Origin of the sequence: Streptomyces sp. NPDC020362, from assembly GCF_040642095.1 — a bacterium.
Lineage (GTDB): Bacteria > Actinomycetota > Actinomycetes > Streptomycetales > Streptomycetaceae > Streptomyces.
The window spans coordinates 1-12188 of record NZ_JBFAET010000239.1 but is presented as its reverse complement, the minus strand read 5'-3'; the positions used below and the strand labels follow the sequence as shown (position 1 = coordinate 12188).

Sequence of the window (12188 nt, the reverse complement as noted above, 5' to 3'; positions counted from 1 at the left end):
AGGGCGGTTGCACGGGTGCCCCTGTGAACCTTGGGAGATGGCACCATGACCCAGCAGTCAGTGGAGCCCAGGACCGCAGCCGACGACGCGGGCGATGGCAGCCGCGTCCCGGCCGGGCGGTCCTGGCTCGATCGGTACTTCCACATATCCAGAAGAGGATCGTCGGTCTCGCGAGAGGTCCGCGGCGGCATCACCACCTTCATGGCGATGGCCTACATCCTCCTGCTCAACCCCCTCATCCTGTCCGGCAAGGACGCGGCGGGGGACACGATGGGCCAGAAGGCCCTGATCACGGCGACCGCGTTCGCGGCGGCCTTCACCACGCTTCTGATGGGCTTCGTCGGCAAGGTGCCACTGGCCCTCGCCGCCGGCCTCTCCGTCTCCGGCGTCCTGTCCTCGCAGGTCGCTCCGCAGATGACCTGGCCGCAGGCCATGGGCATGTGCGTGATGTACGGCGTGGTCATCATGCTGCTGGTCGTCACCGGCCTGCGTGAGATGATCATGAACGCGATCCCGCTCGCGCTCAAGCACGGCATCACGATGGGCATCGGCCTGTTCATCGCCCTCATCGGCCTGTACAAGTCCGGCTTCGTGCACCAGGGCAAGGCCACCCCGGTCAGCCTCGGCCCCGCGGGCCAGCTCACCGGCTGGCCGGTGCTGCTCTTCGCCGGCACCCTTCTGCTGATCTTCATGCTCCAGGCCCGGAACATCCCCGGCGCCATCCTCATCGGCATCATCTCCGGCACCGTCGTCGCCGCGGTCCTCAACGCCGCCGGCGTCATCGACCCCAAGCAGTGGGCGAACGGCGCCCCCGAACTGCACGGCAGCGCGGTCTCGATGCCCGACTTCTCACTCTTCGGCCATGTCGAGTTCGGCGGCTGGGGCAAGGTCGGCGCGATGACCGTGGGCATGATCGTCTTCACGCTCGTGCTCGCCGGCTTCTTCGACGCCATGGCCACCATCATCGGCGTCGGCACCGAGGCCGAGCTGGCCGACGACAAGGGCCGTATGCCGGGCCTGTCGAAGGCACTGTTCATCGACGGCGCCGGCGGTGCCATCGGCGGCGTGGCGGGCGGCTCCGGGCAGACGGTCTTCATCGAGTCGGCCACGGGCGTCGGCGAGGGCGCCCGTACGGGTCTCGCCTCCGTCGTCACCGGCCTGTTCTTCGCGGCCTGTCTGTTCTTCACCCCGGTCACCGCGATCGTCCCGCAGGAGGTCGCCTCCGCCGCCCTGGTGGTCATCGGCGCCATGATGCTGATGAACGCCCGGCACGTGGACTGGGCCGACCGCGCGACCGCCATCCCGGTCTTCCTGACCGTCGTCCTGATGCCGTTCACGTACACCATCACCACAGGTGTCGCCGCGGGCGTCATCTCCTACGTGGCCATCAAGGCCGCCCAGGGCAAGGCCCGCGAGATCGGGGCCTTCATGTGGGGTCTGACGGTCATCTTCCTGGTGTACTTCGCGCTCCATCCCATCGAGGGCTGGCTCGGCGTGCACTAGCCGCCCCGAGTGCCCTTCCACACAACCCCGTTAGGAGACCGAGAGATGCTGGACATCGCCGAGGAGCTGAACCGGTGGGTCGAGCAGGGCCGTGACTTCGCCGTCGCCACCGTGGTGGCCGTCGGCGGCAGCGCCCCGCGCCAGCCCGGCGCCGCCCTCGCGGTGGACGCCGACGGCACGGCCATCGGCTCGGTCTCCGGCGGGTGTGTGGAAGGCGCCGTGTACGAGCTGTGCCAACAGGCGCTGGAGGACGGCGAGACCGTTCTGGAGCGCTTCGGGTACAGCGACGAGGATGCCTTCGCCGTCGGCCTGACCTGTGGCGGCATCATCGACATCCTCGTCACGCCGGTCCGGGCGGACGGTCCCGCCCGGCCGGTGGTCGCGGCCGCGCTGGCCGCCGCCGCGCGTGGGGAGGCGGCGGCGGTCGCGCGGGTCGTGACGGGACCGGCCGACCTGATGGGCCGGGCCCTGCTCGTGAGGCCCGACGGCTCCCACGAGGGCGGCTTCGGCGCCCATCCGGAGCTGGACCGCACGGTGGCCGCCGAGGCCGGCGCCTTCCTGGACGCGGGCCGCACCGGCACCCTGGAGATCGGCGAGCAGGGTTCGCGCTGCGGCGCCCCGCTCACGCTCCTGGTGGAGTCCTCCGTCCCCGCTCCCCGGATGATCGTCTTCGGCGCGATCGACTTCGCCTCGGCCCTGGTGCGGGTCGGCAAGTTCCTGGGCTACCACGTCACGGTGTGCGACGCCCGCCCGGTGTTCGCCACCCGCACCCGCTTTCCCGAGGCCGACGAGATCGTCGTCGAGTGGCCCCACACGTACCTGGAGCGCACCGAGGTCGACGGCCGTACGGTCCTGTGCGTCCTCACCCACGACGCCAAGTTCGACGTGCCGCTCCTCCATCTGGCCCTGCGCCTGCCGGTCGCCTACGTCGGGGCGATGGGCTCCCGCCGCACCCACCTCGACCGCAACGAGCGCCTGCGCGCGGTCGGGGTCAACGAACTGGAACTGGCGCGCCTGCGTTCCCCGATCGGCCTCGACCTCGGCGCCCGTACGCCGGAGGAGACGGCGCTGTCGATCGCTGCGGAGATCGTCGCGAACCGGCGCGGCGGCAGCGGGGCGTCCCTCACCGGTGCCCACACCCCGATCCACCACGACCCGGCCTCGCGTCCGGCGGGGCTGATCGGGTCGGTGGCCTGAGGGGCCGGTCCCGGGGCCGTCACGGCCGCCGCAGCAGCCGGTTCACGGCCCGCCCGAACACCGCGCGGGCCGTGCCCTGCACGACGCCGTCGAAGAAGCGCGGCAGGAAGCGGATCCGCAGCTCCTCCCGCCACACCACGCGCGTGCGCCCGCCGGGCCCCGGCCCGACCTCGATCTCGGCCCACCCGAGGACGACCCGCCCGCGTTTCTCCAGCCGGCACAGCCCGGGGCCACCGTCCGCCGGCGGATGCCAGATCGTGACTTCCATGGGATCGTTGAAGGCGAGGGGGCCCAGGCCCGAACGGGCCACGAAGCGCGTGCCCTCCCGGGTCGGCTGTGGAGTGACCACGGTGACCCGGGTCAGCGGAACCACGGCACCGTGGCGGGGCCACTCCGTGAGCCGACGCCATGCCTCGTCCAGAGGGAGCGGGGCCGTACGTTCGAATGAGAAGGTGGGCACGGCACGATCGTAGGGAATGGGCGCCGACCACCTGCGCCTTCGCTCCCGGATCACCCGCTCGGCGCAGCCGGACGTCCGTGAGAAGTCGTATCCGGAAACCGCCGACGCGGGGCGGAGGGCAGACGGCCGCCCGTTCACGCTTCCTGCCATGGGCCGGGCAACCCGCCCGCCCGCAGGGGGAGTTGATCCACATGCCACTGAAGACCTACGGTGTCCTGATCGCCCGTGCCATCGGTACCCGGCGCGAGGGTGAGCGGGAAACTCCGCACTATCAGATCCACCTCACCGACGACCGCGGAACGCACTACCGCGCCGCGGTCAATGTGCTCTCCCAGCAGGCACCGGCCGACCTGCTCTACCTGGTCGCCGACGACTTCCGGCACCCGGTGACCGGTCGTCTGGAGGAGCTGTCCGACGGCTGGAACCCGCTGCTGCCCGGTCCCGGAGGCCCGAACCTCGACTTCGTGCGCGGCAACCTCTTCGACCCGGCCGGCCTGCGCACGCTGCCGCCGGACGTCGCGGGCCCCGACAACGACCTCGCCGACCTCCTCGACCACTACGTGCGGCGCGCGGTGGACGACCCGGACGCACGCCTGCACCTCTTCGGCGCCCGCTTCGGCCCCGAACCGCACGTCAAGGACAAGGTGTTCGGGTTCCTGCCCGGCAACGGGGTCCACGACATCCATATGAACCAGGGCAACAGCGGGCGCTTCCTCGGCGACGACGGGGTCTGGCAGGACGGCGGACTGCTGCTGCACTTCCCCGGCCAGTCCCGCTGGGTCGGCATCTTCCTCGCCTTCCAGAGCCAGTCCTGGCACACCGACGACACCACCGGCCGCCCCCTCGCCGGGGTCGACGGCACCCGGCCCGGGCCCGGCACGCGGCCCGTGCGGATCGTGGCGGCGCTCGTCAACCCCACGGGCCCCGCGCCCGAGGCGGAGACCGTGACCATCCTCAACGCCTCGCCCGAGCCGGTCGACCTGACCGGCTGGCGCCTCGTCGCCCGGGAGGGCGCGGGCGTGCCGGTTCCCGCCGCGACACCCCTCGCACCGGGCGCCTTTGTCGCCGTACCCGTCGCCGACGGCAGCCGACTCACCGACCACGGTGGCGAGATCACCCTCCTCGACGCGTCGGGCCTCAAGGTGCACGGCGTCTCGTACACCGCCGAACAGGCCGCGCGTGAAGGCTGGTCCGTGGTGTTCTGAGCGGTGGCACGTCAGGGCCGGTACACCTTCCCCGGCTCGGCCTTGCCGGGTGCCAGCAGCTGAGGCACCGTCACGAAGACGTACCCGCGCGCCTTGAGGGCGTCGATGATGCCGGGAACGGCGGGCACGGTGCCCTGGTAGATGTCGTGCAGCAGGATGATCCCGTCCCGGGACGACTGCTCCAGGACCCGCTTCCTGATCAGCGCGGAGTCGGTGGTCTTGTAGTCGCTCGCGGTCACGCTCCACAGCACCTCGGCCAGGCCCTGCTCCTTGGCGATCCGGTGCACGTCGGCGTCGGTTCGCCCCTGCGGCGGGCGCATCAGGGTGGGCCTGCGTCCGATGAGCCGCTCTATCGCGTCGTCCGGCCGCTTCAGCTCCTCGCGTATCTCGGAGTCGGAGATCCGGGTGAGGATCTTGTGGTCCCAGGTGTGGTTCGCGACCTCGTGACCCTCGGCCGCCATCCGCTTGACCAGCTCCGGGTACTTCACGATGTGCCGCTTGCCGAGCAGGAAGAAGGTGGCCGGGACCTTCTTCTCCTTGAGGATGTCCAGCAGCCGCGCCGAGTTCTCGCTGGGCCCGGCGTCGAAGGTGAGCGCGATGCACTTGGCCTCGCGGCAGTCGACGGTCCCGAACCGGCCCGGTGCCCCGTGTGCCGCCTCGGCGCGGACCGAGCTGGGCGCGGTGGTGTCGACCTCCGCACACCCGGAGGCGGTCAGCGCCAGGAAGGCGGCGGCCGAGGCGAGGGCGGTCGGGCGCAACCTCCGGCGCCCTCGGTGCATCTTCTTGGATGCCGGGTTCGTCCCGGTCGACGTCGGAAATGACATGCCGGAACTATACACACAGTGTATAGTCGGTCTGATCGATACCCCCGGGGCGTTCCGGCGACAGGTCCGGCCGCCGTAGCACCATGGAGGTACGGGGGAGGAGAGGACCCCGGCGAGAGGACGAGCCCATGCGCTTCCGGGACCGCGCCGAGGCCGGACGGACCCTCGCCGGCCTGCTGAGCGAACTGAGTGAGAGGGGCGAGCTTCCCGACCCCCTCGTCCTGGCCCTGCCCCGCGGCGGGATCGCGGTGGCCGCGCCCGTCGCACGGGCCCTCGGCGCCCCGCTCGACGTGCTCGTCGTCCGCAAGATCGGCGCCCCGCACCACGAGGAGTTCGCCGTCGGAGCCCTCGCCCCGGGCGACGAGCCCCTCTTCGACGCGGACACCCTCGACCACCTCGGACTGACCGAACAGCGGCTCGCCCCGGTCGTGGAACGCGAACGGCGCGAGCTGGCCCGGCGCGAGCAGCTCTACCGCGGCGACCGGCCGCCCCCGGACCTGACGGGCCGTACGGTGATCGTCGTCGACGACGGCCTGGCCACCGGCGCCACCGCCCGCGCCGCCCTGCGCCACCTGCGGCACAGGGCCCCGGCCCGGACCGTCCTGGCCGTCCCGGTCGGTGCCCCCGACTCCCTCGATCTGCTCGCCGCCGAAGCCGACCTGGTCGTCTGCCCGCACCGGCCCGCCGCCTTCAGCGCCGTCGGCCAGTGGTACGACGACTTCGAGCAGCTGACCGACGCCGACGTGCTCGACGTGCTCCACGCGCTGCACGCCCGCTGAGAGACCGAGGAGCGAGGATGCCCGGGCTGGCCGAGGCGGAGGCGCGACGCCGGTTCACCGCGGCCCGTATCGCCCGGCTCGCCACCGTCGGCCCGGCGGGCCGCCCCCACCAGGTGCCGGTGGTCTTCGCCGTGCACACCGCCGACGGCACCGACCGGCTCGTGACCGCCGTCGACCACAAACCGAAGACCACCACCCGCCTCGCACGGCTCCGCAACATCGCGGCACACCCGCCGGTCTGCCTGCTCGCGGACGCCTACGACGAGAACTGGGACCGCCTGTGGTGGGTCCGCGCCGACGGCGAGGCCCGGATCCTGCCGCCCGACGCGTCCGACCCCGCCGTGCGGCACGCGTACGAGAACGCCGTGCGTCTGCTGCGGGCGAAGTACCCGCAGTACCGGGACCGTCCGCCGGACGGGGCGGTGATCACCGTCACGGTACGGCGGTGGACCGGATGGGAGGCGCGCAGACCATCCTGAGGCGGACGGGCGGGAGGCGCGCAGGCCAATCCTGAGGCGGACCGGGCGGGAGGCCTGCGGACCGCCCTGAGGCGGACCGGGCGGGTAGCCCGCAGACCAGCCTGGGACGGCGCCGGCCCGGCCGTCCGTGACAACCCCGTGCATACCAGTAGTACCGGAAGGCCACGCGGAGTAACCTCGGGTGACATGACGCGCACGGGGGAGCGAGCCGTCAAGTCGCGGTTACGGACACCACCTTGGATCGCCCGCATCGAAGAGCCGGACGGGCAGGTCCTCGGCGCGGGGGTGCTGCTCGCCCCCGACCGGGTGCTCACCGCGGCCCATGTCGTGCGCCCCGGCCGGCCCTACGTCGTCCACTTCGTCGGAGTGCCCGACGTACCCGGCGTCGCCGCCACGGCCGGCGCGGACGAGCACGTACCGCAGCGCAAGGACGCCTTCGGCGACCGCAGCGGCGATCTGGCCCTGCTCCGGCTGGCCGAGCCGCTGCCCGCCGAGCACACCACCAGGCTCTACCGGCTCGCCTCGCCGCACGGGCCCGTGAGCATGTACGGCTTCCCGGACGGCGACGACGGCGGCCGCTGGCACGGCGCCACCCTGGTCGCCGCCCGTGGCCGGGACAGCCAGGTGCAACTGCGACCGCAGTCCCCGGACGAACGCGCCGCCCCCGGCTTCAGTGGTGGGGGAGTGGTCGACCACGCCACCGACGAGGTCATCGGCATCGTCCTCAGCGTCGACGAGGGACCGGGCTCCGTCTTCAGCTACATGAGCCCCACCGAGACGATCCTGAGCCATCTGCCGCAGATCGCCGCCTGGACCGAGGGCGCCGAAGCCGTCGACCCGGCGCTGCGCACCGGCGCGAGCGGCGCCACCGGCCGGCTCGACGTGCCGTTCGCCACCGAACTCGCCTCCTGGTTCCGGGGCGAGGGCTGGCCGGTCCTCGTCACCGTGGTGCCCGCCCGCAGCCACCGCGCCTGGACCCTGACCCGCGCCGTCACCCTGGCCGACCGGGAACTGCGCACCCAGCAGAACACCAGCGCCTTCAGCCACGACCCGCCCGAGACCGTGCCCCCACCCGGAGGTCACGACCTCGCCCTGGACGTCGCGGCAATGACGGCCGACCAGGTGATGGACCGGATCGCGGGAAGGCTGGGGATCCGCGGCGACCCCCGGCCCGAACGGCTCGGCGCCCTGCGCACCCCGCTCGCCGCCGTCCTGGTCGGCGTCGACCAGGCCGCCGACCCCGACGACCTGCTGCGCCTGCTGGACCGGCTCGCCCAGCAGGGGGCCCGTCTGCTCCTGGCCTTCCGCCGCCGCGGCGGCCGCGCCGCCCAGGCCGCCGAATCCTTTGTCCAGCGCCCGCTGCACGCCCGCTGGACCCGGCTGCACCACGAACTCGACCGCATCGTGGACGAGCTGGGGCCCGCGCTCGACGAGCGACGCGACCGCGTCCTGCCGGACCCCGGCACCCGCACCCTGCTCGACCAGGCCGAGGCCGGCGTACGGCGCACCCGGATGCTGCGCGCCTGGGTCGCCCACACCCCCGAACGCGAGCGCGAACCCCGGCGGGCCGACCTGATGTTCACCTTCGAGGACGCTGCAGAACGCCGCAGGCAGCGTCTGGAACAGGCACTCTCCGTCCTCGACGCCCGGCTGCACCGCCGCGGGGAACTCCTCGGCCGCATCACCGCCGAGTGGCCGCTGTGCAGGGAGCGGGCCGCGGACCGGGGCGACCGGGTCGTGGTGGCCTACCGGCTCTACGAAGACGCCCTGTCCCAGCTGCGGCAGACCCCCTGCGACGTGGACCGGGCGGAGAGCGCCGTCGAGGCGTTCGTCGCATTCTGCTCCGGCACGGCACCCGGAAGGGAGGGCGCCCCATGACCTCGTGCATCCGGCCCGGCTGCGCGGGCCGCATCATGGGCACCGGCTACTGCGACACCTGCGGGCACCGGCACCGGGAACCACAGTCCGAGCAGCCCGTCGCACCGCCCCCGGCCACCGGCCCGGCCCCCGAGGCGCCCCCCGTCCCGCAGCCCACCCACGCCGTCGCCGGCGTCGGCGAACTCGACCAGCACGCGCTGGTCCGGCTGCCCGACGTCCCGGTCCCCGGGGGCGGGCTCGTCGAGGACCCCCGGCCGCCCACCGGCGGCCGCCGCTGCGGCGCGAACGGCTGCACCACGACCGTCGGCATCGGCTACGGCGGCCAGCCCGCCCGAGCCACCGGCCGCTGCCCGCGCTGCGGCACGCCCTACTCCTTCCTGCCCCAGCTGAACAAGGGCGACGTGGTCGCCGGCCACTACCGCGTCCTCGGCTGCCTGGCCCGCGGCGGCCTCGGCTGGATCCACCTCGCCGAGGACACCCGCGCCGACGGCTACCGCGTCGTCCTCAAAGGGCTGATCAACGTCCACGACGCGCTCGCCCGCCGCAACGCCGTCGAGGAACGCCGCTCGCTCACCGATCTGCACCACCCCGACATCGTCCGCATCATCACCTACGCCGAACACGAGGTCAGCGGCAGCCCGCCCACCGGCTACCTGGTCATGGACTACATCGGCGGCCGCTCCCTGCAGCAGCTCTTCGACGCCGACGACGCCGAGCGGATCTTCCACGGCCGCCCCCGCCTCGACCACGTCCTCACCTACGGCTGCAAGATCCTCGGCGCCCTGCAGTACATGCACGAACGCGGGCTGCTCTACTGCGACATGAAACCCGCCAACGTCATCCACTTCGGGCGGGCCGTCAAGGTCATCGACCTCGGTGCGGTCCGCGCGATCGGCGACCGCGGCTCGGCCTACGTCTACACCGCGACCTTCGCGCCGCCCAAGGAGGAGGTCGACAGCCGCGGCTGGCACGTCGACAGCGACCTCTACACCGTCGGCATGACCCTGCAGGCCCTGGCCCGGGGCACCGAAGCGGCCCGCGGTCTCGCGGGCGACTCCTTCCGCCGCCTCATCGACCGCGCCACCCACGCCGAGCCCCGCGCCCGGTTCCGCTCGGCCGCCGAGATGTCCCGGCAACTGTGGGAGGTGCTGCGCGAGTTCCGCTCGCTGCAGTTCGGCGAGCAGCTGCCCGAGAGCTCCACCCGGTTCCGCGCCACCGAGGCCGGCCTGCACGCCGGACTCGGCGCGATCCCCTCCCTGGACCACTGGACCCGCCGCCTGGGCGAACACCCCGCCGGCCTGGACGTCTCCCCGCCCCCGGCCACCGAGGCCGCCGGCGCCCTCCCCGAGCCGGTCCCCGACCCCGACGACGGCGCCGCCCTGCTGCTGGACACCTTCCCGCCCGACGCACCCGACCGGGTCGCCCGCCAGTGGCCCCGCGAATCCCGCCTCGGCACCCCCGAGACCGCACTGTGGCTGTGCCGCGCTCACCTGAGACGGGGCGAGCAGGGCGAGGCCGAGAACTGGCTGGCCGAGGCCGCCACCCAGCTCGGTGAACGGGCCGCAGCCTACGACTGGCGGATCGCCTGGCACCGCGGTGTCCTGCACCTGAGCAGGGCCGAGGTGCGGGAGGCCGGCAGCTGCTTCGAGGCGGTCTACCAGGCGCTGCCCGGCGAGTACGTGCCCAAGCTCGCCCTCGGCCACTGCGCCGAACACGGCGGCGACCAGCGCACCCTGCGCGCCATGCGGTTCTACGAAGCCGTGTGGGCACGCGACTTCGCGCACACTGCCGCCGCGTTCGGCCTGGCCCGCGGCCACCTGGCCACCGGTGACCGGGACGCGGCCGTACACGTCCTCGACGACGTCCCCGCCACCTCCCGCCACCACGACGCCGCCCGCATCGCGGCCGTCCGCATCCGCGCCGGCATCCTGCACGGCAGCCCGCCGTCGGCGGCCGACCTGCGGGACGCGGACCGGCGGCTGCCCGAGCTGCACCTGGACGGCGGCGCCGCAGACGGCGAGTCACGGGCCCGGCTGGTCGCCGAGGTCCGCGAGAACGTCCTGCACTGCCGCCCCGCGCAGGGCTGGGGACCCGAGTTCCCCGCCGGCGGGCTGCTCGGCTCCGGCGACGTGGAGAGCCTGCGCGTCCTGCTGGAGCAGTCCTTCCGGAACCTGGCGGCCCAGGCGCGCACCGCGGGCGAACACGGCCGGCTGCTCGACCTGGCGCACGCGGTGCGGCCGATGACCACGTTCTGAGCACGCACAGCCCACAGGAGCACGCAGCAGCCCACAGGGAAGCGAGGGGACGCAACCATGAGCGTCGCCGGACACGCCGGGAACGCCGGGAACGGCGTCGAGGTGACTCTCGCGGTCGGCCAGCAGAAGGATCTGCCCGCCGTGCCCGCCGCGGCCGGGCACCCGCCCGGCCGCGAGATGCACGCCATCCTGGAGATCGCGGTCAGCGGCGGCGGCGCCCCCGGGACCGCCACCGGGCCCGCCCGCGGCAGCGGACCCGCACTCGCCGAGGTGCTGATCGTCGACACCTCCCGCTCGATGCTCCACCCGGCCGACAAACTGCACGCGGCCAAGGACGCCACGGCCGCCGCGATCCGGCTGCTGCCCGAGGGCACCGCCTTCGCCGTGCTCTCCGGCCGGTTCGACGCCACCGTGGTCCACCCAGGGCCCGGCCGTACGGTGCTGGCCGTCGCCGGGCCCGCCGAGCGCGAGGCCGCCGAACGCGCCGTACGGATCCTGGAGGCGGACGGCGGCACCGCCATCGGCACCTGGCTCGACCTGGCCCGGCGGCTGCTCAAGCAGCACTCCGCGCCGATCAAGCACGTCCTGCTCCTCACCGACGGGCGCAACGAACACGATCACCGCAGCGCCGTGCGGCTGGACACCGTCCTCGACGCCTGCGAGGGCCGGTTCGTCTGCGACGCCTGGGGGATCGGCGACGACTGGGACGCCGACCTCCTGCTGCGCATCACCCGGCGGCTGCACGGCCGGGCCGGAGCGGTCCGCCGGGAGTCCGAACTGCCCACCGCGTACGAGGAACTGGTCGGCGGACTGCTGGGCACGGCCGTACCCGAACTGCGCATCAAGCTCACCCCGACCCCCGGCACGGTGATCCGCCAGGTCAAGCAGGTGGTGCCCAACGAGCAGGAACTCCTCGCCACCGGCGACGGGTTCGGCGAACGCGGCGCCGAGTACGTCACCCGGGCCTGGGGCGAGGAGGCCCGGCACTTCCAGGTCGTCCTGACCGCCGACCCGACCGGCCGCGAGATCGGCGAGGACCTCCAGCTCGCCGCCGTGGACGTGGTCGTCCCCGACTTCGGGCGCACGGTACGGCTGCCCGCGCCGCAGCCGATCCTGGTCCGCTGGACCGACAACCCGCTCGACGCCTCACGACAGCACCCCGGGGTCCGCCGTCACGAGCTGTACCAGCAGGCGAGCGCCGCCGTCGCCCGGGCCTACCGGGCCTGGCTGCGCCGCGCGGACGGCCGGGCGACGGCGGACCGGGAACTCGCCCGGGCGCTGGCGCTGGCCGCGGAACTGGGCGACACCCCCCTGCTGGACGCACTGCGCCGCGTCGAGGCCGCGCCGGGCGCGGGCCGTGTCCGCGACGGTCTCAAGGACGTCGACTGGCAGCACCTGATCCTCTCCAGCGCCATGACCACACCCCCGCGACAGCCGGCCGCAGGCGTCCAGGCCGCCGGCCCACCCGAGGCCGGTCCACCGGACCCGCCCGGCCCCGACGAACTCATCGAGTGCCCGGACCGCTTCGACGCCCGTGATCTCCAGTTCCCGTCCGCTGCGCAGGTCCTGCGAGGGCCGGTCACAGCGCGGGCACCAGAAGAACGGCGG

General features: G+C 73.5%; 9 protein-coding genes and 2 pseudogenes. 8 read left to right on the top strand and 3 right to left on the bottom strand.

Translation table 11 applies throughout. The features are described 5' to 3' along the window. The first annotated feature begins 45 nt into the window (after window positions 1-45). A complete protein-coding gene (locus AB0H32_RS42375) occupies window positions 46-1503 on the top strand; it encodes an NCS2 family permease (RefSeq protein ID WP_361133067.1) in 1458 nt (485 codons plus the stop codon). A 45-nt stretch (window positions 1504-1548) separates the two neighbouring features. Beyond that, entirely contained in the window at window positions 1549-2700 is a 1152-nt protein-coding gene (locus AB0H32_RS42370) for an XdhC/CoxI family protein (RefSeq protein WP_361133064.1), read from the top strand. 19 nt (window positions 2701-2719) lie between these two features. Here the strand turns inward: AB0H32_RS42370 and AB0H32_RS42365 are convergent, their stop codons facing one another. Next, window positions 2720-3160: an SRPBCC family protein gene (locus AB0H32_RS42365; protein WP_361133061.1), complete on the bottom strand. Its 441-nt coding sequence runs from the start codon at window positions 3158-3160 to the stop codon at window positions 2720-2722. Window positions 3161-3351: 191 nt separating this feature from the next. Between AB0H32_RS42365 and AB0H32_RS42360 the strand changes: the two genes are divergently transcribed. Further along, a complete protein-coding gene (locus tag AB0H32_RS42360; RefSeq protein ID WP_361133058.1) occupies window positions 3352-4365 on the top strand; it encodes a DUF2278 family protein in 1014 nt (337 codons plus the stop codon). Window positions 4366-4376: 11 nt separating this feature from the next. Here AB0H32_RS42360 and AB0H32_RS42355 read toward each other — a convergent pair whose 3' ends face one another. Then, window positions 4377-5144: a polysaccharide deacetylase family protein gene (locus tag AB0H32_RS42355; protein ID WP_361133070.1), complete on the bottom strand. Its 768-nt coding sequence runs from the start codon at window positions 5142-5144 to the stop codon at window positions 4377-4379. 173 nt (window positions 5145-5317) lie between these two features. On the opposite strand from AB0H32_RS42355, the gene AB0H32_RS42350 reads away from it, so the two are divergent. The 5 genes and pseudogenes from AB0H32_RS42350 to AB0H32_RS42330 all read left to right on the top strand — a co-directional run. Then, window positions 5318-5968 carry a phosphoribosyltransferase family protein gene (locus tag AB0H32_RS42350; RefSeq protein ID WP_361133055.1) on the top strand — a complete coding sequence of 217 codons (651 nt, stop codon included), beginning with the start codon at window positions 5318-5320 and terminating at the stop codon, window positions 5966-5968. Between the two features lie 17 nt (window positions 5969-5985). Beyond that, entirely contained in the window at window positions 5986-6447 is a 462-nt protein-coding gene (locus AB0H32_RS42345) for a TIGR03668 family PPOX class F420-dependent oxidoreductase (RefSeq protein WP_361133052.1), read from the top strand. A gap of 186 nt (window positions 6448-6633) precedes the next feature. After that, the gene (locus AB0H32_RS42340) at window positions 6634-8325 is read left to right on the top strand and encodes a serine protease (RefSeq protein ID WP_361133049.1); all 1692 of its coding nucleotides are present in this window, start codon (window positions 6634-6636) and stop codon (window positions 8323-8325) included. Continuing rightward, window positions 8322-10580: a tetratricopeptide repeat protein gene (locus AB0H32_RS42335; RefSeq protein ID WP_361133046.1), complete on the top strand. Its 2259-nt coding sequence runs from the start codon at window positions 8322-8324 to the stop codon at window positions 10578-10580. Before AB0H32_RS42340 ends, AB0H32_RS42335 begins: the two co-directional genes overlap by 4 nt. A 57-nt stretch (window positions 10581-10637) precedes the next feature. Further along, a pseudogene (locus AB0H32_RS42330) lies at window positions 10638-11321 on the top strand (VWA domain-containing protein); the annotation flags it as partial. A 783-nt stretch (window positions 11322-12104) separates the two neighbouring features. Here AB0H32_RS42330 and AB0H32_RS42325 read toward each other — a convergent pair. Then, window positions 12105-12188 (bottom strand): annotated as a pseudogene (locus tag AB0H32_RS42325) (hydrogenase maturation nickel metallochaperone HypA); the annotation flags it as partial.